Annotated in this window: 26 protein-coding genes and 1 riboswitch; of the genes, 12 read left to right on the top strand and 14 right to left on the bottom strand. The window is 72.0% G+C overall.

Annotated elements, in window-relative coordinates; genetic code table 11:
• The first annotated feature begins 282 nt into the window (after positions 1-282).
• Positions 283-885 carry a DUF4126 domain-containing protein gene (locus ACFYOP_RS08805; protein ID WP_356892090.1) on the top strand — a complete coding sequence of 201 codons (603 nt, stop codon included), beginning with the start codon at positions 283-285 and terminating at the stop codon, positions 883-885.
• Positions 886-969: 84 nt separating this feature from the next.
• Complete coding sequence (locus ACFYOP_RS08800; protein WP_356892092.1) at positions 970-2,466, top strand: NAD(P)/FAD-dependent oxidoreductase; 1,497 nt, start codon at positions 970-972, stop codon at positions 2,464-2,466.
• A gap of 27 nt (positions 2,467-2,493) precedes the next feature.
• On the opposite strand, the gene ACFYOP_RS08795 is transcribed toward ACFYOP_RS08800, so the two are convergent.
• The 6 genes from ACFYOP_RS08795 to ACFYOP_RS08770 form a co-directional block, all read right to left on the bottom strand.
• On the bottom strand, positions 2,494-3,330 hold the full coding sequence (locus tag ACFYOP_RS08795) for a hypothetical protein (protein ID WP_356892094.1): 837 nt from the start codon (positions 3,328-3,330) through the stop codon (positions 2,494-2,496).
• Positions 3,331-3,382: 52 nt separating this feature from the next.
• Entirely contained in the window at positions 3,383-4,300 is a 918-nt protein-coding gene (gene metF, locus ACFYOP_RS08790) for a methylenetetrahydrofolate reductase [NAD(P)H] (protein ID WP_356892096.1), read from the bottom strand.
• Positions 4,301-4,465: 165 nt separating this feature from the next.
• Positions 4,466-5,113 carry a thiamine phosphate synthase gene (thiE, locus tag ACFYOP_RS08785; RefSeq protein WP_356892098.1) on the bottom strand — a complete coding sequence of 216 codons (648 nt, stop codon included), beginning with the start codon at positions 5,111-5,113 and terminating at the stop codon, positions 4,466-4,468.
• Positions 5,114-5,200: 87 nt separating this feature from the next.
• Positions 5,201-5,566, bottom strand: coding sequence for an Rv2175c family DNA-binding protein (locus tag ACFYOP_RS08780; RefSeq protein ID WP_356892100.1), 366 nt, complete (start codon positions 5,564-5,566; stop codon positions 5,201-5,203).
• A gap of 103 nt (positions 5,567-5,669) precedes the next feature.
• Complete coding sequence (locus ACFYOP_RS08775) at positions 5,670-6,845, bottom strand: FAD-dependent oxidoreductase (RefSeq protein WP_356892157.1); 1,176 nt, start codon at positions 6,843-6,845, stop codon at positions 5,670-5,672.
• An 88-nt stretch (positions 6,846-6,933) separates the two neighbouring features.
• Positions 6,934-7,158, bottom strand: a complete 225-nt coding sequence (locus tag ACFYOP_RS08770; protein WP_356892102.1) for a hypothetical protein — start codon at positions 7,156-7,158, stop codon at positions 6,934-6,936.
• Positions 7,159-7,209: 51 nt separating this feature from the next.
• Positions 7,210-7,322: riboswitch (TPP riboswitch) on the top strand.
• Between ACFYOP_RS08770 and thiO the strand changes: the two genes are divergently transcribed.
• The 6 genes from thiO to ACFYOP_RS08740 all read left to right on the top strand — a co-directional run bounded on the left by thiO (position 7,320) and on the right by ACFYOP_RS08740 (position 13,352).
• Positions 7,320-8,510, top strand: a complete 1,191-nt coding sequence (gene thiO / locus ACFYOP_RS08765) for a glycine oxidase ThiO (protein WP_356892104.1) — start codon at positions 7,320-7,322, stop codon at positions 8,508-8,510. Its footprint overlaps the riboswitch before it by 3 nt.
• On the top strand, positions 8,507-8,719 hold the full coding sequence (thiS, locus tag ACFYOP_RS08760; protein WP_356892106.1) for a sulfur carrier protein ThiS: 213 nt from the start codon (positions 8,507-8,509) through the stop codon (positions 8,717-8,719). The genes thiO and thiS overlap by 4 nt, the downstream gene beginning before the upstream one ends.
• Positions 8,720-8,725: 6 nt before the next feature.
• Complete coding sequence (locus ACFYOP_RS08755; protein ID WP_356892108.1) at positions 8,726-9,520, top strand: thiazole synthase; 795 nt, start codon at positions 8,726-8,728, stop codon at positions 9,518-9,520.
• 411 nt (positions 9,521-9,931) lie between these two features.
• Positions 9,932-11,875, top strand: coding sequence for a Stk1 family PASTA domain-containing Ser/Thr kinase (pknB, locus tag ACFYOP_RS08750; protein WP_356892110.1), 1,944 nt, complete (start codon positions 9,932-9,934; stop codon positions 11,873-11,875).
• A 5-nt stretch (positions 11,876-11,880) separates the two neighbouring features.
• Complete coding sequence (locus ACFYOP_RS08745) at positions 11,881-12,729, top strand: deoxyribonuclease IV (protein ID WP_356892112.1); 849 nt, start codon at positions 11,881-11,883, stop codon at positions 12,727-12,729.
• Positions 12,730-12,767: 38 nt separating this feature from the next.
• On the top strand, positions 12,768-13,352 hold the full coding sequence (locus tag ACFYOP_RS08740) for a DUF4396 domain-containing protein (protein WP_388451132.1): 585 nt from the start codon (positions 12,768-12,770) through the stop codon (positions 13,350-13,352).
• Between the two features lie 34 nt (positions 13,353-13,386).
• On the opposite strand, the gene ACFYOP_RS08735 is transcribed toward ACFYOP_RS08740, so the two are convergent.
• Positions 13,387-14,019: a sulfite oxidase-like oxidoreductase gene (locus ACFYOP_RS08735; RefSeq protein ID WP_356892114.1), complete on the bottom strand. Its 633-nt coding sequence runs from the start codon at positions 14,017-14,019 to the stop codon at positions 13,387-13,389.
• A gap of 154 nt (positions 14,020-14,173) precedes the next feature.
• Between ACFYOP_RS08735 and bfr the strand changes: the two genes are divergently transcribed.
• The gene (bfr, locus tag ACFYOP_RS08730; RefSeq protein WP_356892116.1) at positions 14,174-14,653 is read left to right on the top strand and encodes a bacterioferritin; all 480 of its coding nucleotides are present in this window, start codon (positions 14,174-14,176) and stop codon (positions 14,651-14,653) included.
• 93 nt (positions 14,654-14,746) lie between these two features.
• Here the strand turns inward: bfr and ACFYOP_RS08725 are convergent, their stop codons facing one another.
• Both ACFYOP_RS08725 and ACFYOP_RS08720 read right to left on the bottom strand, forming a co-directional pair.
• Positions 14,747-15,010 carry a (2Fe-2S)-binding protein gene (locus ACFYOP_RS08725; RefSeq protein WP_356892118.1) on the bottom strand — a complete coding sequence of 88 codons (264 nt, stop codon included), beginning with the start codon at positions 15,008-15,010 and terminating at the stop codon, positions 14,747-14,749.
• A 146-nt stretch (positions 15,011-15,156) separates the two neighbouring features.
• Positions 15,157-16,509, bottom strand: a complete 1,353-nt coding sequence (locus ACFYOP_RS08720; RefSeq protein WP_356892120.1) for a class II 3-deoxy-7-phosphoheptulonate synthase — start codon at positions 16,507-16,509, stop codon at positions 15,157-15,159.
• A gap of 304 nt (positions 16,510-16,813) precedes the next feature.
• On the opposite strand from ACFYOP_RS08720, the gene ACFYOP_RS08715 reads away from it, so the two are divergent.
• On the top strand, positions 16,814-18,712 hold the full coding sequence (locus ACFYOP_RS08715; protein WP_356892122.1) for an anthranilate synthase family protein: 1,899 nt from the start codon (positions 16,814-16,816) through the stop codon (positions 18,710-18,712).
• A 9-nt stretch (positions 18,713-18,721) separates the two neighbouring features.
• Here the strand turns inward: ACFYOP_RS08715 and ACFYOP_RS08710 are convergent, their stop codons facing one another.
• From ACFYOP_RS08710 to ACFYOP_RS08690, 5 genes are all read right to left on the bottom strand, one after another.
• Positions 18,722-19,729, bottom strand: a complete 1,008-nt coding sequence (locus ACFYOP_RS08710) for a 2-hydroxyacid dehydrogenase (RefSeq protein WP_356892124.1) — start codon at positions 19,727-19,729, stop codon at positions 18,722-18,724.
• Positions 19,730-19,807: 78 nt separating this feature from the next.
• A complete protein-coding gene (locus ACFYOP_RS08705; RefSeq protein ID WP_356892126.1) occupies positions 19,808-20,836 on the bottom strand; it encodes a 6-phosphofructokinase in 1,029 nt (342 codons plus the stop codon).
• A gap of 161 nt (positions 20,837-20,997) precedes the next feature.
• Positions 20,998-21,672 (bottom strand): response regulator transcription factor, encoded by a 675-nt coding sequence (locus tag ACFYOP_RS08700; protein WP_356892128.1) that lies wholly within the window; start codon positions 21,670-21,672, stop codon positions 20,998-21,000.
• A complete protein-coding gene (macS, locus tag ACFYOP_RS08695) occupies positions 21,669-22,877 on the bottom strand; it encodes a MacS family sensor histidine kinase (RefSeq protein ID WP_356892130.1) in 1,209 nt (402 codons plus the stop codon). The genes ACFYOP_RS08700 and macS overlap by 4 nt, the downstream gene beginning before the upstream one ends.
• 38 nt (positions 22,878-22,915) lie before the next feature.
• Positions 22,916-23,677, bottom strand: a complete 762-nt coding sequence (locus ACFYOP_RS08690) for a lysophospholipid acyltransferase family protein (RefSeq protein WP_356892132.1) — start codon at positions 23,675-23,677, stop codon at positions 22,916-22,918.
• A gap of 241 nt (positions 23,678-23,918) precedes the next feature.
• On the opposite strand from ACFYOP_RS08690, the gene ACFYOP_RS08685 reads away from it, so the two are divergent.
• A complete protein-coding gene (locus ACFYOP_RS08685) occupies positions 23,919-24,719 on the top strand; it encodes an alpha/beta fold hydrolase (protein ID WP_356892134.1) in 801 nt (266 codons plus the stop codon).
• The gene (locus ACFYOP_RS08680; RefSeq protein ID WP_388451127.1) at positions 24,610-25,269 is read left to right on the top strand and encodes a hypothetical protein; all 660 of its coding nucleotides are present in this window, start codon (positions 24,610-24,612) and stop codon (positions 25,267-25,269) included. Before ACFYOP_RS08685 ends, ACFYOP_RS08680 begins: the two co-directional genes overlap by 110 nt.
• The last annotated feature ends 118 nt before the right edge of the window (positions 25,270-25,387 follow it).

Genomic DNA, 25,387 nt, shown 5'->3' with positions numbered 1-25,387 from the left:
GCTTCCCCGTTCCCCCGTGGGTCCGAAGAGCCCGTCCCCCGTTGTCCCCCCGTGGTCATGGGCCCTCCGTACCGCATCCCCGTTCCGTCGGGGGAGCCGCGCCGTTCCGCCGCCCCGTGTCGGCGGTGCCGGCGCCGCGCCCCTTCCGTGGTCCCCACTCTTCCGTCCCGGCGGGCCGGACCCCATCCGCGCGGGTACTCAACTCGGCGCCTAGGTACGGATACTCAGCTCTCCGTACGGATCCTCACCCACCGCGCCACCGGACTGGTTACCATCGCGTCCGTGTCCGTACTCCCTCTCGTCTTCACCAGCGGCTGGGCCAGCGGGATCAACGCCTATGCGGTGATCCTGCTGTTCGGCGTCTTCGGCGCGACCGGCGTCTCGGACCAGGTGCCCGAGACGCTGCAGCGCACCGATGTGCTGATCGTCGCCGGCGTGCTCTTCCTGTGCGAGGCGGTGGCGGACAAGATCCCGTACTTCGACTCGATATGGGACGCCGTCCACACCGTGATCCGGCCGGTGTCCGGCGCCGTCGTCGCCGCGCTGCTGGCGGGCCAGAGCGGGTCGCTGCCCGAGGTGGCCGCGGCCGCCGTGGGCGGCTCCACCGCGCTGCTCAGCCATCTCGTCAAGGCCGGCACCCGCATGGCCGTCAACACCTCGCCCGAGCCGTTCAGCAACATCGGCGTGAGCCTGGCGGAGGACCTGGGGGTGGCCGCGATCATCTCGTTCGCGGTCTTCAACCCGGTGGCCGCCGCGGTGATCGCGGGCACGCTGCTCGTGCTGGGCATCGTCACGGTGATCTTCCTCGCGACCAGGATCCGCAACTTCCTGCGGCGCAGGGCGCGGCGCCGGGAGGAGAAACGCCTGGCCGGCGCGGGCCTGTGAGGCCGCTGCGGCTCTCGGTGCGCCGTCCGCCGACGGGCCGCCCCGGGCCGTGACCCGCCGGACCCGGGTAATAAAGTCACGGACATGGCACGGATTGCGGTGATCGGCGCCGGGATGGGCGCCATGGCGGCGGCCGCCCGGCTGGCCGTGGCAGGCCACCGGGTGACGGTGTACGAGCGTGGGTCCACGCACGGCGGCTCGGTGGGCCGCTTGGAGCGGGACGGCTTCGTCTTCGACACCGGCCCCGGTCTGCTGCACCTCCCGGCGGTCTGGCGGGACCTGTTCGTGAAGACCGGCAAGGAACCCCTGGAGAAGTGCGTCGAGCTGACGCAGGTGGATCCGGCGAGCCGGCACGTCTTCGCCGACGGGACGGACGTCCTGCTCCCCAACGTGTCCCGGGCCGGCATTCTTTCGGCTCTCGAGGCGGCGCTCGGGCCCGGCTCTGGCGAACGCTGGGGCGGTTTCCTCGGCCGCGCCCGGGACGCCTGGGAGCGTTCGCGCCGTCCGCTGCTGGAGGAGCCGCTGCCCGCGGACACCTCGCCGTTCTCGAAGGACCCCTATCCGGCGCTGAGGCAGGGCCTGTTGCGGCGGCCCGCCCGCACGCTCGGCGAGATCGGCGCCCGCGAACTGCGCGACCCGCGACTGGCCGCACTGCTCGGCAGCCACGCCACGGCGTACGGGCTGGATCCGCGCACCGCGCCGGCCGCCGCCGCGGTACTGCCGTACATGGAGCAGACCTTCGGCTCCTGGTACGTGAAGGGCGGTCTGCGCGCCCTCGCCGACGCCGTGCACCAGCGGTGTCTGGCCAGGAAGGTGGAGTTCGTGTTCGACACCGCCGTGACCGGCGTGGTGGAGAAGGACGGCCGCGTGGTGGGTCTTGAGCTGGACCGCGGCGGCCCGGTGGAGACGGACATCGTGGTGTCCGGGGCCCCGCTGCCCTCCCTGGTCGAGAACCGCGTCGTCGCGTGGGGCGGCCGTGACGAGCCGCGGCACGGCCGCCCTGAGGCGCGTACGGGGCGGCTGACGGTCCATCTGGCGCTGCGCGGCGGCCGGCCGGACGAGACCGTGCACCGCACCGTGGTGCACGCCCCGGACGCGGCGGCCGAATGGGACGCGATCGGCGCCGGCACCACCGGTGCGCACCCGACCGTGACCGTCATGCGCCCCGACGACCCGCTGCTGCGGCCCGACGACGGCCACGAGGCGGTCACGCTGACGGCCACCGTGCCGGCCGGACTGCGGGACGGCGGCAGCTGGGCGGAGGCCGCCGAGGCAGCGGCCGACCGGCTGGTGGCTGCGGCCCGGTCCGCGGTGCCCGGCCTGCGCGAGCGGATCCTGTGGCGCGAGGTGCGCACCCCCGACGACACCCGCCACGACACCGGCTGCGCGGCGGTCCCGGCCCCGGCCCTGGCGGGCGGGTCCGGCGCGTTCCTGCCGGCACCCAACACCGGGCCGCTGTCCGGTCTCTACTTCGCCGGCGGCTGGGCGCATCCCGGCGGCGGGCTGGCGCACGCGGGCATGTCGGGAGCGCTGGTGGCGGGGCTGATCGTGGAGGGCGCGGACTTCCGCGGCTCGCGCTGAGGGCCCGCGGCCGCGGAGTTCCGCCGCTCAGTAGCGGTACTGCTGCTGCTCGTTGTAGCCGGAGTCGTAGTACACCGGGGGCGGCTCTTCCTGGTCGCCCTCGCGCTGCTGCGGCACCCAGACCCCGCCGGGCGGCGTCTCGCTGTAGCCGTCCTGCTGCCCGTAGGCGGCGTACTGCTGCTGGTCGCCGTAGCCCGCGCCGTAGGCGTCGTGGGTGCTGTACTGCTGACCGCCCACGTAGGGGTCGGAGTACGTGGCGTACTGCTGGCCGGTGCCGTAGTCGTACTGGCCGGCGTAGGTCGGCTGCTCCGCGGGCTGCTGCTGGGAGTGGTCGGCGTACGCGTCGTAGGCGCCGTATCCCGAGGCGTACGGGTCCTGGGCGGCGGCGTCGTGCCGGGGCTCGTCCTGGGCCGCGTAGGCCGCGGGGGTGTAGACGCCGTACTGCCCGGTGTCGTCCGGCAGCGGCTGGGGCTCGTAGACGCCCGGGCCCTCGTCGGCCGCGGCCGGACCGTGGTCGGGCGTGTCGTAGGAGATGTCGGTGACCTCGAGCGTGGGCTCGCGCTCGGCTTCCGGGGCGGCGCCGGACCTGCGGCGCCTGCTCACGCCGGGGCTGCCGCCCAGGGCCCAGCCGGTGGAGAAGCCGCGCCGGAAGGAGAGCGTCACATAGGTCTGGCCGACCGCGAACGCCATGGTCCCCAGGGCGATCACCACGACGGAGGCCATCAGCACGCCTATGACGACACCGAGGAAGCCGCAGAAGGCGAGCACCCGCCAGCGCAGCCGCGCCTTGTACTGCAGCAGCACCTCGCCCAGCAGCCACAGCGCGACGACGCCGAACGCGACGTAGAGGACCGTCCAGCCCATGTCCGCCCCTCTCCTGCGGCCGCCGGCCCCGGGGCGGGGCGGGTACGACCGGTCAGGACTGCTCGTGCAGTCCGAGATTCTCGTAGATTTCGAGCGTCGCGGTGGAGTTGTTGAGCGTGATGAAGTGCAGCCCCGGGACACCCTCGGCAAGCAGCCTCGCGCAGAACTCCGTCGCGAACTCGATGCCAATGGAGCGTACAGCGGCGGGATCGTCCTTGACCGCGACGATCCGCTCTTTCAGCTCGGCCGGGAAGTGCGCGTTGCTGAGAGTGGCGAACCGTTCGATCTGTCTGACGCTGGTGACGGGCATGATCTCGGGGATGATCGGGGTTTCGCAACCCGCTGCACCGACCCGGTCCCGAAGGCGCAGATAGTCCTCGGGGCGGAAGAACATCTGCGTGATCGCGTAGTCGGCGCCGGCGCGGCACTTGTCCACGAAGTGCCGGATGTCCTCGTCCCACCCGGTCGAGCGCGGGTGCATCTCGGGGAACGCCGCCACCCCCACGCAGAAGTCGCCCGACTCCTTGATGAGGCGGACGAGGTCCGCCGCGTACCGCACGCCCTCGGAGTGTTCGACCCACTCGCCCATCGGGTCGCCGGGCGGGTCGCCGCGGACGGCGAGGATGTTACGGATGCCCGCGTCCGCGTACTGGCCGATCATGTTGCGCAGCTCGGCGACGGAGTGGTTCACCGCGGTGAGGTGCGCGACGGGCGTCAGGGTGGTGTCGGCGGCGATCTGCTGGGTCGCCTTGACGGTGCCGGCGCGGGTGGAGCCGCCGGCGCCGTAGGTCACCGAGACGAAGTTGGGAGCGACCGCCTCGACCCTGCGCAGCGCGTTCCACAGGTTCCGCTCGCCCTTCTCGGTCTTGGGCGCCCAGAACTCGAACGAGTACGACGTCTTGCCCGTCGCAAGCAGGTCGCGCACCGTTCGCGCGCGATCCGTTCTGGTGGAAGCAGTACCGAGGGCCATACCCGCAGGTTAGCCAGACGGTGGGGGTCCCCCAACCGGATCAGGGAAAATTGTCGCGTTTGTCCATCTCTTGTCCATCCCTTGGACAGAAAACGGACGATCAGTGTGGCTGGGTCGGTGCGGCGGGATCAGCGCGAGGAGATCGCCGCCGCCGGACGGCCGAGGTCAGGACCTGGCCCTGATCCGCTTCGCCAGATCGGCCGCGGCGGATGCCGGGTCGTCGGCCTCGGTGATCGCCCGCACCACGACGACCCTGCGCGCGCCGGCGTCCAGCACCTCGTCCAGATTGCCCGCGTCGATGCCGCCGATGGCGAACCAGGGCCGCTCGGCGCCCAGCCCCGCCGCGTATCGCACCAGGTCGAGGCCGGGGGCGTGGCGTCCGGGCTTGGTGGGGGTGGGCCAGCAGGGGCCGGTGCAGTAGTAGTCCACGCCCGGCTCGACCGCGGCGGCGGCCGCCTCGGACCCGGAGTGCGTCGAACGGCCGATCAGCACGCCGTCGCCGAGGATGGCGCGCGCGGCGGGCACCGGCAGGTCGCCCTGACCCAGGTGCAGCACGTCGGCGCCGATGGCGTGCGCCACGTCGGCGCGGTCGTTCACCGCGAGCAGTCTGCCGTGTCTGCGGCAGGCGTCGGCGAAGACCTGGAGGTGCTCCAGCTCCTCACCGGCCTCCATGCCCTTGTCGCGCAGCTGCACGACGTCCACACCGGACGTCAGCACGGCGTCGAGGAAGGCGGGAAGGTCTCCCTGCCGCTTGCGGGCGTCCGTGCACAGATAGAGCCGGGCGTCGGACAGCAGCGCGCGAGCCGTGGCCATGAGGCGATCCCCACGTCGGGCGGCCGGATGTACGGGACGGGCGCGGCCCGTCCCGTACATCCGGCCGCGATGGTGTTTTCCGGTATGTCAGACGGCGAGCGCCTGTGCGCGGCGCTTCACCTCCGTACCGCGATTCTCGCTGAGCGCCTGCGCGGGCGTGCCCGGCAGGCTCGGGTCAGGAGTGAACAGCCACTCCAGCATCTCTTCGTCGTTGAAGCCGTCGTCCCTCAGGAGGGTCAGGGTCCCCGAGAGGCCCTTGACCACCTTGTTGCCGTCGATGAAGGCGGCAGGCACCTGAAGCGCCCGGTTCTCGCCGCGGCGCACCGCGATCAGCTGGCCTTCCTTGACCAGCTGCCGCACGCGCGTCACCTCGACATCGAGCATTTCCGCGATGTCCGGCAGGTAAAGCCAGGCGGGGACGAGAGCATCGATCTTTGCGTCAATCTCGGTCACGGGACAAGCCTCCCATCCAGGACCGACAGTCGGAAGCCGGGACCGGCCGTGGCGCCTCCTCAGGGGACGCCGACGCCGCCTTCAGAGGGACGCACCGCTGCTTTCAGGGTGACTGTGCCGCAGCTTTCAGGGGCACCGAGGGGTCGGCGGCCCGCGCCCGGTCCAGCGCCGTCCCGGACACGATCAGCTTGCGCCCCTGCGCCAGGTCACGCGGTCGGCCGACGGCCAGCAGCGCCACCAGGGCGGCGTCGCGCAGCCACAGCACCGACCAGGTCTCTTCTGCGGGGCCGCCGCGCCACAGCAGGGTGTCGGCGGCGCCATGGTCGCCGGCGTACTGGACGAAACGGCCGAACTGCTCCGACCAGAAGTACGGCACGGGGTCGTACGGCTCCGGCTCCTCGGCGCCGCCGGTGATGTTCGCGGCGACCGTGCGCGGCCCCTGGAGCGCGTTGTCCCAGTGGTGGACGAGCAGCCGCCGTCCGTAGCGGCCGGACGGGTAGGAGGCGCAGTCCCCCACGGCGTACACGTCGGGGGCGGAGGCGCGCAGCCGCTCGTCGGCGACGACCGCCCCGTCGGGGCCCAGCTCGATGCCGGAGCCGGCGAGCAGGCCGGTGGCGGGCCGGGCGCCGATGCCGACGACGACGGCGCCGGCCGGGACCCTGCGGCCCCCGGCCAGGACGACGGCTCCCGGTTCGACGGCGGCGACCCGGGCGCCGGTGATCAGTTCGGCCCCGTACTGCCCGTACCAGGCGGCCATCGGGGCGGCGACCTCGGCGGGCATGGTGCCGGCGAGCGGACGGTCGGCGGCCTCGACGACAGTGACGGCGCAGCCGGCCTGCCGGGCGGCCGTCGCGAACTCCGCGCCGATCCAGCCGGCGCCGACCACGACGATGTCGTGCTTCTCGGCGAGCAGGGGCCGCAGCCGGGCGGCGTCGTCCAGCGTGCGCAGCAGATGGACACCGGGGACGCCCGCCGCGCCCGGCAGGGTGACCGGCTCCGCGCCGGTGGCCAGCACGAGCACGTCGTACGCGACGGGGCCGGCCGCGGTGTCGACCTCGTGGGCGTCCGTGCGCACTCCGGTCACCTCGACGCCGAGGCGCAGTTCGACGTCCAGGGCCTCGAAGTCGATGTCGAACGCCGAGCCCTCCGCCGTACCGAGCAGGACCGCCTTGGACAGCGGGGGCCGGTCGTACGGCTGGTGCGGCTCGGCCCCGAGCACGGCGACCGGGCCGGTGAAGCCCCGCTCGCGGAGGGCCACCGCCGTCTGGACACCGGCCATGCCGGCGCCGACGATCACCACGCGCCGGCGCTCTGCTGTCTGCTGCTGCCGTTCTTCCACCCGCACACCTTACGTACCTGACGACGGGTCAGGATGCTGCGGGCGGTCCGGAGGGCAGTTCCTCCACCACGCTCGTCCCGCGGCCCTCCTGTGACGCCCACTCCCACGTCTCCTCCAGCCGCACCCGGCCTCCCCCCTCGGCCCAGAGCACGCCCCGCTCCACGTGGTACGTGGAGCGCGGGCGGGTGCCGAGCCGGCCCGGAGCCTGGTCCGCGACCGGCGAGAGAACGAGTCCGTCGAGGGTCTTCGCCACTGCTGCGGCTCCCTTACCGAGCGTCGGGGCGGGAGGTTAGGGTGGCCACCGTAAGGCACTCGCGGGAGCCCGGACGCACCGGGCTGAGAGGGAGGCTGACCGGCCTCCGACCGTACGAACCTGATCCGGGTCATGCCGGCGAAGGGAGGGGCTGGACGCCCATGTCGTCTCGTACACCGCACACCCCCGACGTCCTTGTCGTGGGGGGCGGAATCATCGGCCTGGTCACGGCCTGGCGCGCCGCACAGCGGGGCCTGCGGGTCACCGTCGCCGACCCGGAGCCGGGCGGCGGCGCCGCGCAGGTCGCCGCCGGCATGCTGGCCGCCGTCACCGAACTCCACTACGGCGAGCAGACGCTGCTCGGCCTCAACCTCGAATCGGCCCGCCGCTATCCGGCCTTCGTCGCCGAGCTGGAGGAGGCGAGCGGGCAGCGGGTGGGACACCGCTCCTGCGGCACGCTCACCGTCGCCCTCGACGCCGACGACCGGGCGCACCTGCGCGAACTGCACGCGCTGCAGCGCCGTTCGGGCCTCGATTCCGAATGGCTCTCCGGCCGCGAGTGCCGCCGCCTCGAACCGATGCTCGCACCCGGCGTACGCGGCGGGCTGCGGGTGGACGGCGACCACCAGGTCGACCCGCGGCGGCTGGCGGCGGCGCTCGTCGTCGCCTGCGAGCGGGCCGGGGTCGGCCTCCGCCGCACCTGGGCGGAGCGGCTGCTCGTCGAGGGCGACCGGGCGGTGGGGGCGGTCCTCGCCGACGGCTTGGAAGTCCGCGCGCAGCAGGTCGTGTTGGCGGGCGGCAGCCTGAGCGGCCGGCTGAAGGGCGTACCGGCGGACGTGGTGCCGCCCGTACGGCCGGTGAAGGGCCAGGTCCTGCGGCTGACCGTGCCGCGGCCGTACGCGCCGTTCCTGTCCCGCACGGTGCGCGCCGTGGTGCGCGGCAGCCATGTCTACCTCGTGCCGCGCGAGGACGGCGAACTCGTCGTCGGCGCGACCAGCGAGGAACTGGGCTGGGACACGACGGTCACCGCGGGCGGGGTGTACGAGCTGCTGCGCGACGCGCACGAGCTGGTGCCGGGCATCACCGAGCTGCCCCTGGTCGAGACCCGCGCCGGACTGCGGCCGGGCTCGCCGGACAACGCGCCGCTGCTGGGCTTCACGGAGCTGCCGGGGCTCCTGCTGGCCACCGGGCACTACCGCAACGGGGTGCTGCTGACGCCCGTCACCGGCGACGTGCTGGCTCAGGCGCTGCTGAGCGGCGAGCTGCCGGAGGTGGCACGGCCCTTCTCGCCGCGGCGCTTCGCGGCGGGCCCGGTTCTTACGGACGCCGTCCTCGAGGAGCAGCCCGCATGAACGTCTCCGTCAGCATCTCCGTCAACGGCGAGGCGCGGGATCTCGCCGCGGGAACCACGCTGGACGCCGTCGTCGCGCAGCTCACCGCCGCGCCCACGGGTGTCGCCGCGGCCGTCAACGAGACCGTCGTTCCGCGCGGCCAGTGGCCCGGCACCCGCCTCGGCGACGGTGACCGCGTCGAGATTCTCACCGCAGTGCAGGGAGGCTGAGCCGCCATGGCAGACGACCGCTTCACTCTCGCCGGTACGACGTTCGACTCCCGGCTGATCATGGGCACGGGCGGGGCGCCCAGCCTCGACGTCCTCGAGCGCTCCCTGGTCGCGAGCGGCACGGAACTCACCACGGTGGCGATGCGCCGCCTCGACCCGACCGTTCAGGGGTCCGTCCTGTCGGTGCTGAACCGGCTCGGCATCCGGGTCCTGCCCAACACCGCGGGCTGTTTCACCGCCGGCGAGGCCGTCCTCACCGCGCGCCTGGCACGGGAGGCGCTGGGCACCGACTGGATCAAGCTCGAGGTCGTCGCGGACGAGCGGACCCTGCTGCCGGACGCGGTGGAACTGCTCGACGCGGCGGAGACGCTGGTCGACGACGGCTTCACGGTCCTTCCGTACACGAACGACGACCCGGTCCTCGCGAAGAAGCTGGAGGACGTGGGCTGCGCCGCGATCATGCCGCTCGGTTCGCCCATCGGGTCCGGGCTGGGCATCCGCAACCCGCACAACTTCCAGCTGATCACCGAGCAGGCGGGCGTGCCGGTGGTGCTCGACGCGGGCGCCGGCACGGCGTCGGACGCGGCGCTGGCGATGGAGCTGGGGTGCGCGGCGGTGATGCTGGCGTCGGCGGTGACGCGGGCGCAGGAGCCGGTCCTGATGGCGGAGGCGATGCGGCACGCGGTGGAGGCGGGGCGGCTGGCGTACCGGGCGGGGCGGATCCCCCGCCGCCACTTCGCCGAGGCATCGTCCCCGACGGAAGGGCGCGCGGCGCTGGACCCGGAGCGGCCGGCGTTCTGAGGGCGGCGGCCGCGGGGGCGGGGCGTGGCGCCTGCGGCGGGCTTGTCCCCCTGACCCTTCCCCGGCGGCCTGGCGGCCGTGGGTGGGGGGCACCTCCCACGCCGCCAGGCATAGGGGGAGTACCCCCAGGCCGGGCTTGCGTTGCCCGGCGACTTCAGCCCCGCCGGCGTTTGAGGCGCGGGGCTCGGCACAGAACCGGCCACATCGAGCCCCGCCGGCGATTGAGGCGCGGGGCTCGGGGCAGCGCCCCGACAAGACCGCCGCACCCCGCCCCGCCCGCGCTGAAGGCGCGTCCGGGATACGGGGCAGCGCCCCCGGAACGGGGCGCGGGGCGTCACAGGTCGGCTGCAGTACCGCACCGCCTCCGCACGGGCCGTCCGTCGTGTCCGACCGGGCTCGTAGAATCGGCGCGTGGATACGACCCTCCAGGACCCCCTCGTCGGGCAGGTGCTCGACGGCCGCTACCGAGTCGATGAGCGCATCGCCGTCGGCGGCATGGCCACGGTCTACCGGGCCGTCGACACCCGTCTCGACCGGGAGCTCGCGCTCAAGGTGATGCACCCGGATCTCGCCACGGACGCCACCTTCGTGGAGCGCTTCATCCGCGAGGCGAAGTCCGTGGCCCGGCTCGCGCACCCGAATGTCGTGGGCGTCTTCGACCAGGGCGCCCAGGGGGCGTACGTCTATCTGGCGATGGAGTACGTCGAGGGCTGCACCCTGCGGGACGTGCTGCGGGAGCGCGGCGCGCTCCGGCCGCGGGCCGCGCTGGACATCCTGGAGCCCGTGCTGGCGGCGCTCGGCGCCGCGCACCGGGCCGGTTTCGTGCACCGGGACATGAAACCGGAGAACGTGCTGATAGGGGACGACGGCCGGGTCAAGGTCGCCGACTTCGGTCTCGTACGGACCGTCGGTTCCGTGACGAACACCTCCGGCACGGTCCTCGGCACCGTCTCCTACCTCGCGCCGGAGCAGATCGAGTACGGCACCGCCGACACCCGCGCCGATGTGTACGCGTGCGGGGTGGTCCTCTACGAGATGCTGACCGGCGCCAAGCCGCACGCGGGCGACACCCCGGCCCAGGTGCTCTTCCAGCATCTGAACACCGACATGCCGGCGCCGTCCGCGCTCTTCCCCGGCCTCGCCGTCGAGCTGGACGAGCTGGTGGCGACGGCGACCGCCCGTCATCCCGACGTACGCCCGCACGACGCGGTGGAGCTGCTGGCCCGTACGCGTGAGGCTCGCGCGGCGCTCACCGCCGATCAGCTGGACGTGGCGCCCCCGCGGACCGGGCCGGAGGACGTCGCCCCGGTGGCGGCAGCGGGCTCCGACGAGGACCGTACGGACGTGATCCCGCGGGCCCTGCCCCGTGAGGAGCCCGGCGTGCACCGCACGGCGCGGCTGATCCTGCCGCCCCCGGAGCCGCCGGAGCGGGAACCGGTCCGGCCGGCCGGCCGCCGCGCCCCGCTGTCCCGCCGCGGCCTGGTCACGCTGCTGATCGCGGTGGTCGCCGTGCTCGGTGTCGGCGCGGGCGTCTGGTACATCAACTCGGGTCAGTTCACCCGCGTGCCGGCCGTGATCGGCAAGAGCGAGACGGAAGCCCGTCAGATGCTCGACAAGGCCGGACTCGACGTGAAGTCGGTCCGCCACGACTTCAGTGAGACCGTCGCCCGCGGCACCGTCATCAAGACGGACCCGGCCACGAACGAACGGATACGGGGCAACGACTCCGTGACGATCACGATCTCCCGCGGCCCGAAGATCGTGAAGGTCCCGCGGCTGGAGAACAAGCCCCTGGCGCAGGCCGAACGGGAACTGCGCGCGGCCGGGCTCGCGCCGGGCGTGGTGACCAGGGAGTTCGACGAGAGCGTCGCCCAGGGCGCGGTGATCCGCACCGACCCGGCCGCGGGCAGCAGCCGCAGCCCCGACACGGCGGTCTCGATCGTGGTCAGCAGGGGCGCGCCGATCGACGTGCCCGACGTGACGGGCGACGCCGTCGAGGAGGCGACCGCCGAGCTCGAGGAGGCGGGGCTGAAGGTCGAGGTGGCCGAGGAGCGGATCCATTCGGCCGAGGAGGCCGGTTCGGTCGCCCGGCAGTCGGCGGCCGAGGGCACCCGGCTGGCCCGCGGTGACACGGTCACGCTCACCGTCTCCAAGGGCCCGCGGATGGTCGAGGTCCCCGACGTGGTCGGTGACCGGGTCGACGAGGCCACGGCCGAGCTGGAGGGGGCGGGCTTCGTGGTGAAGACCGAGAAGAACTTCCCGTTCCTCGGCGACAAGGTCGAGAGCCAGTCCGTCGAGGGCGGCGGCCGGGCGCCCGAGGGCAGCACCATCACCATCAAGATCAAGGGACTCTGACTCCGATGCGCAACCCTGTCGGCGGCCACGTCCCCGTGGCCGGCGGCCTCGCCACGACCGGACTCGCCTACGCACGGGAGCTGGGGGCGGAGGCCGTGCAGGTCTTCGTGGCCAATCCGCGGGGCTGGGCCACGCCCAGGGGCAACCCGGCGCAGGACGAGAAGTTCCGGACGGAGTGTGCCGCGGAGTCCCTCTCGGCCTGGGTGCATGCCCCGTATCTGATCAACTTCGGCTCGCACACCGAGGCCACGGCCGAGCAGTCCGTCCTGTCGCTGCGGCACTCCCTGCGCAGGGCGCGGGAGATCGGCGCGCTGGGCGTGGTGGTGCACACCGGTTCCGCGACGGGCGGCCGCCCCCGCGAGGTGGCGCTGGCGCAGGTGCGGGAGCGGCTGCTGCCGCTGCTGGACGAGCTGACGCACGAAGACGACCCGTTCCTGCTCCTGGAGTCGACGGCCGGGCAGGGCTTCTCGCTCTGCTCGCGGACCTGGGACTTCGGTCCGTACTTCGAGGCGCTCGACGCCCACCCCAAGCTGGGCGTCTGTCTGGACACCTGCCACATCTACGCGGCCGGGCACGACCTGGCGGCTCCCGGCGGGGTGAGGGAGACCCTGGACCTGCTGGTGGACACCGTGGGCGAGGGCCGGCTGAAGCTGATCCACGCCAACGACTCGAAGGACGTGGCCGGAGCACACAAGGACCGTCACGAGAACATCGGCGCGGGGCACATCGGTGAGGAGCCGTTCCGTGCGCTCATGTCGCATCCCGCCACCGACGGTGTCCCTCTGGTCATCGAGACCCCCGGCGGCAAGGAGGGGCACGCGGCGGACGTGGCGCGGCTGAAGACCCTTCGCTGACCCTTTTCGGAATACCCCCAGGGGGTATACGGTTCCTGATGTCGACAGGAACCGCTACCGGACGCTGGGGGCACGCCATGCAGCACGACACGCACGCCGGGCACACGGACCACACCGACCACACGACTCACACCGATCACACGGGCCACGCCCAGCACGGCCACGCCCACATGCACGGCGAGGGCAAGGTCGGCTGGGGCATGGCGGCCAAGGCGACCCTGCACTGCCTCACCGGCTGCGCCATCGGCGAGGTACTCGGCATGATCATCGGCACGGCGCTGGGCTGGGGCAACGCGCCCACCATGGCCCTCGCCATCACCCTGGCCTTCTTCTTCGGCTACTCGCTGACCCTCTGGGCGGTCGTACGGGCCGGCCTGAGCCTGAAGGCCGCGATCGGCGTCGCTCTCGCCGCCGACACCATCTCGATCACCGTCATGGAGATCGTGGACAACGGCGTACTGCTGCTGGTGCCGGGAGCGATGGACGCCCACCTGGCCGACTGGCTCTTCTGGAGCGCGCTGGCCTTCGCGTTCTTCGTCGCGTTCCTGGTCACCACGCCGGTGAACCGGTGGATGATCAGCCGGGGCAAGGGGCACGCGGTGGTCCACCAGTACCACCACTGAGCCGTGCGGCAGACGGCGAGGACCGGCCCGGGGCTCAGAGCTCCGGGCCGTCCCCCGGTTCCTCCTGGTAGGAGTAGCGCTGCTCCCGCCAGGGGTCACCGACGTTGTGGTAGCCGCGCTCCTCCCAGAAGCCGCGGCGGTCGGACGTCATGTACTCCACGCCGCGGACCCACTTGGGGCCCTTCCAGGCGTACAGATGCGGCACCACCAGCCGCAGCGGGAAGCCGTGCTCGGCGGTGAGCAGCTCACCGTCCTTGTGGGTGGCGAAGATCGTGCGGTCGGCGGTGAAGTCCGAGAGGCGCAGATTGGCGCTGAATCCGTACTCCGCCCAGACCATCACATGGCTGACGGCGGGCGCGGGGGGTGCGAGTTCCACGATCGTGCGGGCCGGCACACCGCCCCATTCGGCCCCCAGCATGCTGAACTTCGTCACGCAGTGCAGATCGCCCTCGACGGTCGAGAACGGCAGCGCCGAGAACTCCTCGTGGCTCCAGCAGCGCTTCTCACCGTCGGCCGTGGCGCCGAAGACCCTGAACTCCCAGCGGTCCGGCTTGAACTTGGGCACGGGTCCGTAATGGGTGACGGGCCAGCCTCGCTGCAGTCGCTGTCCCGGCGGAAGCTCGGACTCCTCTGGTGCGCGGTATTCCCGGCTCTCCGGCTGACCCATGCCTCCAATGGTGACAGACCGGGAGGGGTGGTCATGACCAGGTCTGGCCCGATTCGGGCAACTCCTACTAAGCGTGCACTTACTGGACGGCCTGTGGCCGTGGTGCGAGGATGCGCGAACCTGCCCAGACATACGCGCGGAAGGAGCCTCTGCAATGCAGGGCGACCCCGAGGTCATCGAGTTCCTCAATGAGCAGCTGACTGCCGAATTGACCGCGATCAACCAGTACTTCCTGCACGCGAAGATGCAGGAGAACTTCGGCTGGACGAAGCTCGCCAAATACACCCGTGCCGAGTCCTTCGACGAGATGAAGCACGCGGAGGTGCTCACCGACCGGATCCTCTTCCTGGACGGCCTGCCGAACTACCAGCGGCTGTTCCATGTACGCGTCGGGCAGACGGTCACCGAGATGTTCCAGGCGGACCGGCAGGTCGAGGTCGAGGCCATCGACCGCCTCAAGCGCGGCATCGAGGTCATGCGGACGAAGGGCGACGTCACCTCGGCGAACATCTTCGAGTCCATCCTCGCCGACGAGGAGCACCACATCGACTACCTCGACACCCAGCTGGACCTGGTCGACAAGCTCGGTGAGGCGCTCTACATCGCGCAGCTGATCGAGCAGCCGGAGGGCTAGGGTCTTTCGTTCGGCGCGGTGCCAGGGCACGCGAGCCCGGCAGGATCCGAACGAGAGGCCCTGGCCGAGGCCGGTCCGGGAGGGAGCCGGGGGCTACGCCGCTTCGTCGAGCGCCGGACGGGTGCCGGCCGCGTCGGCAGCCATTACGGAAGCGCCGTTGCCCTGGTCCAGCAGCTCGCGGCGGGGGCACGCGCCACGGCCGAGAATCCCCTGGATGCGCCGCACGCACGAACCGCAGTCGGTGCCCGCCTTGGAGACGGACGCTATCTGGCGGGGGGTGCAGGCGCCGGCGTCCGCGTGCTCCTTGACCTGCTTCTCCGTGATGCCGAAGCACGAGCAGACGTACACGCGGTTCACCTCCCGGCAGGGTCGTTTCGGTCGCCCGTACCGATTGACTCGGTGAGGCTAACCTAACCTTACCCGCCGTCCCGGGACGGCAAAAGTCCCGGACATGCCAGTGGGGCGTGGATCACAGCGATCCACGCCCCACCGTCATCGGTCCACTACTGGTCGCGGTACATCTCCGCCACCAGGAAGGCCAGGTCCAGCGACTGGCTGCGGTTGAGCCGGGGGTCGCAGGCCGTCTCGTAGCGCTGGTGCAGATCGTCGACGAAGATCTCGTCGCCGCCGCCCACGCACTCGGTGACGTCGTCACCGGTGAGCTCGACGTGGATGCCGCCCGGGTGGGTGCCGAGCGCCTTGTGGACCTCGAAGAAGCCCTTGACCTCGTCAAGCACGTCGTCGAAGCGGCGCGTCTTGTGCCCGGACGCCGCCTCGAAGGTGTTGCCGTGCATCGGGTCGGTCACCCAGGCCACCGTCGCACCGGAGGCCGTGACCTTCTCGACCAGCTCGGGGAGCTTGTCGCGGACCTTGTCGGCGCCCATGCGGACGATGAAGGTCAGCCGGCCGGGCTCCCGGTCGGGGTCGAGACGGTCGACGTAGGTCAGCGCCTCGTCCACCGTCGTCGTCGGCCCGAGCTTGATGCCGATCGGGTTGCGGATCTTGGCGGCGAACTCGATGTGCGCGCCGTCCAGCTGGCGGGTGCGCTCACCGATCCAGACCATGTGGCCCGAGGTGTTGTAGAGGCTGCCGGTGCGGGAGTCCGTGCGGGTCAGAGCACCCTCGTAGTCCAGCAGCAGGGCCTCGTGGGAGGCGTAGAACTCGACCGTGCGGAACTCGGCCGGGTCGGTGCCGCACGCCTTCATGAAGCTGAGCGCGTTGTCGATCTCGCGGGCCAGCTGCTCGTAGCGCTGGCCGGACGGGGACGACTTCACGAAGTCCTGGTTCCAGGCGTGCACCTGGCGCAGGTCGGCGTAACCGCCGGTGGTGAAGGCGCGGACCAGGTTGAGCGTCGAGGCGGAGGCGTTGTACATCCGCTTCAGGCGCTCGGGGTCCGGGATACGGGCCGCCTCGGTGAAGTCGAAGCCGTTGACGGAGTCGCCGCGGTAGGTCGGCAGGGTCACGCCGTCGCGGGTCTCCGTGGGCTTGGAGCGCGGCTTCGAGTACTGGCCGGCGATACGGCCGACCTTCACCACCGGCACCGACGCGGCGTAGGTGAGGACCGCGCCCATCTGGAGCAGGGTCTTGAGTTTGGCCCGGATCTGGTCGGCGGACACGGCGTCGAACGACTCGGCGCAGTCGCCGCCCTGGAGCAGGAACGCCTCGCCCTTGGCGACGGCTCCCATCCGGGCGCGCAGCTGGTCGCACTCGCCCGCGAAGACGAGCGGCGGATACGACTCGAGGTCCGCGACTACTTCGCGCAGCGCCTCGGCATCGGGGTACTCGGGCTGCTGCGCCGCGGGCAGGTTTCGCCAGGTGTTGCCACCGGCGGGGGTGGTCTTAGCGTTCACGGTCACGTCGTCAACATTACGGGGTCCGGATGGGCGTCCAAGCCGTCGCTCACCCAGTGAGACAGCCGTACGCACGGGCGCGCCGGGGACGCGGACCCCTGATCATGGCCGCGGAGCCGGGCGCGGATGGGTTAGGGTCGGCGGCATGTTGGCGCAGCAGGCACAGAGCTGGTGGTGGACCGCACACTCGGCGGCCCACTGACACATCGCGCGCAGCATCCGATCGCGAAGGCCGCCCGAGGGGCGGCCTTCAGTCTTTCCCGCACTCGGCGGGGCCGGCCGTTCCTCCCATCCGGAAGGAACCGACCGCATGATCATCGACCGATTGCTCGAGGACGACTGCCCTCCCTTCGCGCTGCTCCGCCGGCGCACCCCCGGCCATGACCACGACACCGTCGAGGTCCTGATCGGCGACGTGCGGGAGGTGGACCGGCTCGCCGCCGTCCCGGTGGGCGAGGGGCCCTCGCTCGCGCTCGTCCCGTTCCGCCAGATCGCGGAGCGCGGCTTCGACGTCACCGACGACGGGACGCCGCTGTCGGTGCTGGTCGCCGACGAGTGCCACCGGCTGCCGCTCGCCGAGGCGCTGGCCGCGCTCCCCCGCCGTGCCGTGCGTGTGGAGGGCGGGGGGTTCGACGTCGACGACGAGGAGTACGCGGGCATCGTCCGCCGCGTCATCGACGACGAGATCGGCCGCGGCGAGGGCGCGAACTTCGTCGTCCGCCGCACCTTCACCGGCCGGCTCCCCGGCTTCGGCCGCGCCGACGCGCTGGCACTGTTCCGCCGGCTGCTGACCGGTGAGCGGGGCGCGTACTGGACCTTCGTCGTGCACACCGGCGAGCGCACACTGGTCGGCGCGAGCCCGGAGGCGCATGTGCGCATGAGCGGGGGCACGGTCGTGATGAATCCGATCAGCGGCACCTTCCGCTATCCGCCCGAGGGGCCCACCGCCGAGGCGCTGCTCGGCTTCCTGGGCGACCGGAAGGAGCGCGACGAGCTCTCCATGGTCGTCGACGAGGAGCTGAAGATGATGTGCACGGTCGGCGACATGGGTGGGGGTCCCACCACGCCCCCAGGGCGTAGCGGGAGTGTGGTGGTGGGGCCCCGGCTGAAGGAGATGGCTCATCTGGCGCACACCGAGTACGAGTTGCGGGGGCGTTCCGCCCTCGATGTGCGGGAGGTGCTGAAGGAGACCATGTTCGCGGCCACGGTCACCGGCTCGCCGGTGCAGAACGCCTGCCGGGTCATCGAGCGCCACGAGGTGGGCGGACGCGGCTACTACGGGGGCGCCCTGGCGCTGATCGCGCAGGACGCGGGCGGTGCGCAGACGCTGGACTCGCCGATCCTGATCCGCACCGCCGACATCGACGCCGCCGGAACACTGCGGGTGCCGGTCGGGGCGACGCTGGTGCGGCACTCCGACCCGGCGGGCGAGGTCGCGGAGACCCACGCCAAGGCGGCCGGGGTGCTGGCCGCGCTGGGGGTGCGGCCGGGCCCGGACCGTACGCGGGAGCCGGTCGCGCGGCTGGCCGACGATCCGCGGGTGCGGGCGGCCCTGGACTCCCGCCGGGCGGGCCTCGCCCCGTTCTGGCTGCGGATGCCGGAGCAGACGGCGCGGCTCTCCGGGCACGCCCTGGTCGTCGACGGGGAGGACGCCTTCACCGCCATGCTGGCGCATCTGCTGCGCTCGACCGGCCTGGAGGTGACGGTCCTGCGCTTCGACGAGCCGGGGCTGCGGGAGCGGGTGCTCGCTCACCGGGGGCCGGTGGTGCTCGGGCCGGGGCCCGGCGATCCGGCCGACGGTTCCGATCCGAAGATGGGCTTCCTGCGGGCCCTCGCGGCCGACCTGCTGAAGGGGCACCGGCACGGTCTGCTGGGCGTGTGCCTGGGCCATGAGGTGCTGGCCGCGGAGCTGGGCCTGGAGGTCGTGCGCAAGGAGGAGCCGTACCAGGGGGCGCAGGAGCGGATCGACTTCTTCGGGCGCCCGGAGACGGTGGGCTTCTACAACAGCTTCACCGCGCGCTGCGACGAGGCCGCCGCCGCGGAACTGGCCGCGCACGGGATCGAGCTCAGCCGGGACGCGGCGACCGGGGACGTCCACGCGCTGCGCGGCGCGGGCTTCGCGTCCGTGCAGTTCCATCCGGAGTCGGTGCTGACCATGGACGGCGCGGCGCTGACGGCGTCGCTGCTGGCGGGTGTGCTGGTCGGCTGAGAGCCGGGGTCAGGGGGCGGGCGCGACGGGGACGAGCACGTTCTCGCCGCGCCGGCCCGCGAGATAGTCAGTGATGTTCCGGGCGGTGGTCTCCACGATCTGGTGGACCGCGTCCACGGTGTAGTACGCCTGGTGGGAGGTGACCAGCACGTTGGGGAAGGTCATCAGCCGGGCCAGGGTGTCGTCGTCGACCGCCTCCATGGACTTGTCGAGGAAGAACAGCCCGGCCTCCGCCTCGTACACGTCGAGGCCCACGCCGGAGAAGCGGCCCTTGCGCAGTTCACCGACGAGGGCGTCGCTGTCGATGAGGCCGCCGCGGCTGGAGTTCACCAGGATCGCGTCGTCCTTCATCGCGCACAGCTCCCGGGCGCCGATCAGATGCCGGGTGGCGGGCAGCAGCGGTACGTGCAGGCTGACCAGGTCCGCGGCGGCGAGGAGTTCGTCCTTGTCGACATACTTCATGCCGAGGTCGACGCAGACGGGGTTGGGGGCGACGTCCAGGCCGAGCAGCCGCATCCCGAAGCCGTGGGCGATCCGGGTGAACGCCTCGCCGATCTTGCCGGTGCCGATCACGCCGGCGGTGCGGCCGCGCAGGTCCCGGCCCATCAGTCCGTCGAGCCGGAAGTCGAAGTCGCGGGTGCGGTTGGCGGCGCGGACGATGCGCCGGTTGACGGCCATGGCCAGCGCCCAGGCGAACTCGGCGACGGAGTACGGCGAGTAGTACGACACCCGGGCGACGGTGAGCCCGAGCCGGCCCGCCACGCCGAGGTCGATGTTGTTGAAGCCGGTGGAGCGCTGGGCGATCATCTTCGTCCCGCCGGCGGCGAGGGTCCGCAGCACCTCGGCGTCCAACTGGGCGTTGACGCTGGTGGAGATCACCTCGTGGCCGGCGGCGATGGCGGCGGTGTCCGCGTCGAGGAACACCTGAAGGCACCGCACGTCCTCGTGGAGATCCGCGAAGGCCCGCTCGATGAGCGGCTGTTCGTCGGCCTGGACACCGAAGGCGAGGATTTCCACGTTCTCTCCCGGTTCACGAGCTGTGGGCCGGATACCCGCGTATATCCGGATGCGGCGAATATACGGCCCACCGCCGTGTCAGCCGAAGAAGACGCCGACCTCCTCGTAGAGCTTCGGGTCGACCGTCTTGAGCCTGGCCGTCGCCTCCGCGATCGGGACCCGGACGATGTCGGTGCCCTGGAGCGCGACCATCTTGCCGAAGTCGCCGTCGCGCACCGCGTCGATGGCGTGCAGCCCGAAGCGGGTGGCCAGCCAGCGGTCGAAGGCGCTCGGGGTGCCGCCGCGCTGGACATGGCCGAGAACGGTGGTGCGGGCCTCCTTGCCCGTACGGTTCTCGATCTGCTTGGCCAGCCACTCCCCCACGCCGGAGAGCCGGACATGGCCGAAGGAGTCGAGCGTGCCGTCCTTGAGGACCGCGTCGCCGTCCTTGGGCACGGCGCCCTCCGCGACGACCACGATCGGGGCGTAGCTCGCCCGGAAGCGGGAGGTGACCCAGGCGCAGACCTGGTCGACGTCGAAGCGCTGCTCGGGGATGAGGATGACGTTGGCGCCGCCCGCCAGACCCGAGTGGAGGGCGATCCAGCCGGCGTGACGGCCCATCACCTCCACGACGAGGACGCGCATGTGGGACTCTGCGGTGGTGTGGAGCCGGTCGATCGCCTCGGTGGCGATGCCGACGGCCGTGTCGAAACCGAAGGTGTAGTCGGTGGCGGACAGGTCGTTGTCGATGGTCTTGGGGACGCCGACGCACGGGACGCCGTACTCGTCGTACAGCCGGGCCGCGACGCCGAGGGTGTCCTCGCCGCCGATCGCGACCAGGGCGTCCACCTCCTGCTTGGCGAGGTTCTCCTTGATCCGGCGGATGCCGTCCGCTTCCTTCAGCGGGTTGGTGCGGGAAGCGCCGAGGATCGTGCCGCCGCGGGGCAGGATGCCACGGACGGCCGGGATGTCGAGCGGAACGGTGTCGCCCTCGAGCGGTCCGCGCCAGCCGTCGCGGTAGCCGGTGAACTCGTAGCCGTACTCCTGCACACCCTTGCGGACGAGGCCGCGGATGACCGCGTTGAGGCCGGGGCAGTCGCCGCCCCCGGTCAGTACTCCGACGCGCATGGAAAACTTCCCTTCGCCTGGTGAGCCTGTGACCGTCACGCTAATGGTGACGCAGGTCACTCGGAGATGGGCCGAAAGTCAATTCCGGTGGAATGCCGGGTCGTTGGCCGAGCAGCGTTCACTCGTAAGGGTGACTGTTCCGGGGGTGTCCGCGGCGTGGGTCAGGCGTCGTCCAGACCGCGCTCGATCGCGTACCGCACCAGCTCGACGCGGTTGTGCAGCTGGAGCTTGCCGAGGGTGTTCTGCACATGGTTCTGGACGGTGCGGTGCGAGATGACCAGCCGCTCCGCGATCTGCTTGTACGACAGACCCTTGGCCACCAGGCGCAGCACCTCGGTCTCGCGCTCGGTGAGCTGCGGTGCCTTCGGCTCGTCGCCGCCGGCCGCCGGCACGGGCTCGGACGCGAGGCGCCGGTACTCGCCGAGGACCAGACCCGCGAGGCCCGGCGTGAAGACGGGGTCGCCCACAGCCGTGCGGCGCACGGCGTCCGTCAGCTCCTCGGTGCTGGCCGACTTCAGCAGATAGCCGGTGGCGCCCGACTTCACCGCCTCCAGGACGTCGGCGTGCTCACCGCTGGCGGACAGCACCAGCACCCGCAGCCCGGGCAGGGCGGCGACGAGCTCCTTGCACACCTGCACGCCCGGCATCTTGGGCAGGTTGAGGTCCAGTACGAGCACATCGGGGGTGACCGCCTTGGCCCGGCGGACGGCCTGCGCGCCGTCCCCCGCGGTGCCGACGACGTCGAACCCGGCCGCGGCCAGGTCGCGGGCGACCGCGTCCAGCCACATCGGGTGGTCGTCGACCACCATCACTCTGATCGTCTGCTGGTCGGTCATCTTCCTGCCTTCCCCCGTGCGATCCTCAGCTCAACTTCCGTGCCCTGGCCGGGGACCGAGACCAGCTCGGCCGTCCCGCCGAGATCCCGCAGCCGCCCCTGGATGGACTGGGCGACGCCGAGCCGGCCCTCCCCCTCCGCCTGCGCGAGCCTGCCCTCCGCGATGCCCGGCCCGTCGTCCCGGACCGTCACGATCACCTCATGGGGCCAGTCCTCGACCAGGATCCACGCCTGGGCGCCGTCCCCCGCGTGCTTGCGCACATTGTCCAGGGCGGCGCCGACAGCGGCCGCGAGCTCCCGCGCGGCCGCCGGGTCCATCAGCACCGGGGCGCCCGGCTCCGACAGCGTCACCCGCGACCCGGCGTGCGGGGAGAGCAGCGTCCGCAGGTCGCACGGCGGCGCCGGAGCGTCGTCGTCCGGTACGTCCACGACCCGTACGACCGCGCCCTGCGACTCGTCCTCCGACACCCGGGAGGCGGGGACCAGACCGCCGGCGACCAGGCTGCGCAGCGCGACCTCCTGCTCGCCGGCCATCCGGCCGAGCTCCGCGGCCTCGCCGCCGAGCGCGTTGCCGCGCCGCTGCACCATCGCCAGCACCTGCAGGACGCTGTCGTGGATGTCGCGCGCCAGCCGCTCCCGCTCGCGGGTCGCGGCCTCGATCTCCAGGGCGCGGGCGAGGGTGCGTTCGGAGGCGCGGGCCACCTCGACGACGTAACCGATGGCTATGGAGGCGACCCACACCAGCAGCACGTTGTGGAACGTGTCCCGGCTGGGCTCGCCCCGCTCGACGATGTTGGCGACGGCGACAAAAGAGGACGCGAACCCGGCCCAGCGCCAGCCGCCCTTGATGGCGAAGGCGAGGACCGACCCTGCCGTCCAGATCGTCGGGAGGGTCGGGCCGTCCTGGGTCTGGGCCTGGGCGTCGGCCAGCGGGGTGAGAAGTATGCCGGTCAGCGCGATCGTCAGGTCCGCCGCCAGGAAGCCCTTGGTGCAGCGGGCCGCGTTCGCGACCTTGGGGAGAGTGGCGAGGGTCCACACGGCCATCACCGCGAGGAAGCAGACCGCGACCATGGGGCGCTCGAACTTCTGCCGGGTGAAGACGAACAGCAGCACCGCGTAGACCATGGTCAGTACGCGGTAGGCGGTCAGCGCACGCCACAGCGGCTGCTCGACGGACATCCGCACGACTCGCTCGCGCTTGGCCATGACCCCCACCACACCCCGTACCGGTACCGCGGCCCGGCTCAGGCGGCCGGCCGCTGGGACTTCTTCGCCTTCTCGGCCTTCTCGGCCTCGGCGCGGGCGGCCTTCGCGGCCTTCTCCTCGTCGGCGATCCGGCGCTTCGCGGCCGTCGCGTAGATGTCGACGTACTCCTGGCCGGACAGCTTCATGATCTCGTACATGACCTCGTCGGTCACCGAACGCAGGATGAAGCGGTCGCCCTCCATGCCGTGGTAGCGGCTGAAGTCCAGCGGCTTGCCGATCCGGATGCCCGGGCGCATCAGCTTGGGGACGACCTTGCCGGGGGGCTGGATCTTCTCGGTGTCGATCATCGCGACGGGGATCACCGGCGCGCCGGTGGCGAGCGCCACACGCGCCAGGCCGCCGGGCTTGCCCCGGTAGAGACGGCCGTCCGGGGAGCGGGTGCCCTCCGGGTAGATGCCGAACAGACCACCGGAGTCGATCACGTCGATACCGGCCTTGATCGCCGCCTCACCCGCGCCACGGGCGCCCGAGCGGTCGACGGGGAGCTGGCCGACGCCCTTGAAGAAGGCGGCCGTCATCCTGCCCTTCACACCGGGCGAGGTGAAGTACTCGGCCTTCGCGATGAACGTCACCTTGCGGTCCAGCACCGCGGGGAGGAAGAACGAGTCGGAGAACGACAGATGGTTGCTCGCGAGGATGGCGGGACCCTCGGCGGGAACGTTCTCCAGACCCTCCACCCAGGGCCTGAAGGCAAGCTTGAGCGAGCCTCCGATGGAGAACTTCATGGCGCCGTAGATCAACTCGAATGCCTCCTGTTGCTGTCGAACAGACCTTAACCCGCCCACCGCCCCCGCTTCCCGCGCCGGGGGCATGTCACATCCGGTCCGCCGTGCGGCTACGGCCCTGGTCGGTGTCGGTCCGGTCGCGTACCGTGAAGTACACCCGTCACCCCTCCCGCACGAACTCGTCCCACCCACGCCTCGCACGGCCCACGCCTCGTCCCACCCACGCCTCGTACACCTCACGAACAGGAGATCCCCGGTGCCGGTGCTTCCCGGAGCCGAGCCCTACCGCCACGAAGGCGGCCGGGTCGGCGTTCTTCTCTGTCATGGCTTCACCGGCTCCCCCCAGTCGCTGCGGCCCTGGGCCGAATACCTGGCGGAGCGGGGGCTGACCGTCTCCCTCCCGCTGCTGCCCGGTCACGGCACGCGCTGGCAGGACATGCAGGTCACCGGCTGGCAGGACTGGTACGCGGAGGTGGACCGCGAGCTGCGGGGGCTCCAGGAGCGCTGCGAGGCGGTCTTCGTCTTCGGCCTCTCCATGGGCGGCGCCCTCACCCTGCGGCTGGCCGCCAAGCACGGTGACGCGGTGCGGGGCGTCGTCGTGGTCAATCCGGCGAACAAGGTGCACGGCGCGATGGCGTCCCTGCTGCCCGTGGTCCGCCATCTGGTGCCCTCCACAAAGGGCCTGACCAGCGACATCGCCAAGGAAGGCGTCGACGAGCTGGGATACGACCGGGTGCCGCTGCACGCCGCGCACTCGGTGCGGCAGTTCTTCCGGATGGTCGACGGGGAGCTGCCCCAGGTCACCCAGCCGATGCTGCTGCTGCACAGTCCCGAGGACCATGTGGTGCCGGCCGCCGACTCCGCGCGGATCCTCAGCCGCGTCTCCTCCACGGACGTCACCGAGATCCTGCTGGAACAGAGCTACCACGTGGCGACGTTGGACCACGATGCGGAGCGGATCTTCGAGGAGAGTCATGCGTTCATCGACCGGCTCGCTCCGGGTGCGGGAACCTCGCCCGCGCCGGAATCCTTGGGAGGGAGCACGACCGGTGGCTGACCAGCACGACGCGGACCGCGAGCCGCAGCCGATCGACGAGGACGCCGCATGGGCGGCGATCGTCGCCGGATACGGCGACGAGCCCTCCGACCCGCCCGGCGCGAAGCCGTTCAAGTCGGTGGAGGACCTGGCGCTGCTCGAGGGCGACATGAACGAGACGCCGGGGCGGCCGGCGCCGCCGCCCCCGCCCGAGGAGGACAAGCCCGCGCTCGGCAGCTCGGTGACCTTCGCGCCGGGCGTCGGCGGACCGCGCGACTACCAGGTCGCGCAGCCGTCCGACGACGACTTCGACGACACCGACGAGGGCCACTTCGTCCCGCCGGAACCGCCGCCGCTGCCCGAGACCGACGTGACGGCCAGGTTCGCCTGGCTGGCGGTGATCGGCGGGCCGGTGCTGATGCTGGTCGCGGTGATCCTTCAGTGGGACATGAAGTGGTGGCTGACGACGCTGTGCGTCGGCGGCTTCCTGGGCGGTTTCGGGACGCTGGTGGCGCGGATGTCCCACGACGACGACGAGCCGGACGACCCGGGGCGGGGCGCGGTGGTGTGACGCGGGGCGGGCCGCTACGCGGGGCGTGTTCCCCGCCCCTTCCCGAGCCCGGGCTCTGCCCGGACCCGCGCCTCAAACGCGGCGTGGCTTGAGTTGCCGGGCAACTCAAGCCCCGCCG

The sequence above is a fragment of the Streptomyces sp. NPDC006294 genome, assembly GCF_042870895.1.
Taxonomy (GTDB): domain Bacteria; phylum Actinomycetota; class Actinomycetes; order Streptomycetales; family Streptomycetaceae; genus Streptomyces.
This window is presented reverse-complemented; position numbering and strand designations above follow the sequence as displayed.

Coding starts and splice junctions, on each gene's coding strand:
- macS (WP_356892130.1), bottom strand. CDS start 22,877: ATGGCCAAGCGCGAGCGAGTCGTGCGGATGTCCGTCGAGCAGCCGCTG.
- ACFYOP_RS08745 (WP_356892112.1), top strand. CDS start 11,881: ATGCGCAACCCTGTCGGCGGCCACGTCCCCGTGGCCGGCGGCCTCGCC.
- ACFYOP_RS08735 (WP_356892114.1), bottom strand. CDS start 14,019: ATGGGTCAGCCGGAGAGCCGGGAATACCGCGCACCAGAGGAGTCCGAG.
- ACFYOP_RS08680 (WP_388451127.1), top strand. CDS start 24,610: ATGCGGAGCGGATCTTCGAGGAGAGTCATGCGTTCATCGACCGGCTCG.
- thiE (WP_356892098.1), bottom strand. CDS start 5,113: ATGGCCACGGCTCGCGCGCTGCTGTCCGACGCCCGGCTCTATCTGTGC.
- ACFYOP_RS08795 (WP_356892094.1), bottom strand. CDS start 3,330: ATGGGCTGGACGGTCCTCTACGTCGCGTTCGGCGTCGTCGCGCTGTGG.
- ACFYOP_RS08700 (WP_356892128.1), bottom strand. CDS start 21,672: ATGACCGACCAGCAGACGATCAGAGTGATGGTGGTCGACGACCACCCG.
- ACFYOP_RS08705 (WP_356892126.1), bottom strand. CDS start 20,836: ATGCGCGTCGGAGTACTGACCGGGGGCGGCGACTGCCCCGGCCTCAAC.
- ACFYOP_RS08715 (WP_356892122.1), top strand. CDS start 16,814: ATGATCATCGACCGATTGCTCGAGGACGACTGCCCTCCCTTCGCGCTG.
- thiO (WP_356892104.1), top strand. CDS start 7,320: ATGTCGTCTCGTACACCGCACACCCCCGACGTCCTTGTCGTGGGGGGC.
- ACFYOP_RS08755 (WP_356892108.1), top strand. CDS start 8,726: ATGGCAGACGACCGCTTCACTCTCGCCGGTACGACGTTCGACTCCCGG.
- ACFYOP_RS08800 (WP_356892092.1), top strand. CDS start 970: ATGGCACGGATTGCGGTGATCGGCGCCGGGATGGGCGCCATGGCGGCG.
- bfr (WP_356892116.1), top strand. CDS start 14,174: ATGCAGGGCGACCCCGAGGTCATCGAGTTCCTCAATGAGCAGCTGACT.
- ACFYOP_RS08775 (WP_356892157.1), bottom strand. CDS start 6,845: ATGGCCGGTGTCCAGACGGCGGTGGCCCTCCGCGAGCGGGGCTTCACC.
- thiS (WP_356892106.1), top strand. CDS start 8,507: ATGAACGTCTCCGTCAGCATCTCCGTCAACGGCGAGGCGCGGGATCTC.
- ACFYOP_RS08740 (WP_388451132.1), top strand. CDS start 12,768: ATGTCGACAGGAACCGCTACCGGACGCTGGGGGCACGCCATGCAGCAC.
- metF (WP_356892096.1), bottom strand. CDS start 4,300: ATGGCCCTCGGTACTGCTTCCACCAGAACGGATCGCGCGCGAACGGTG.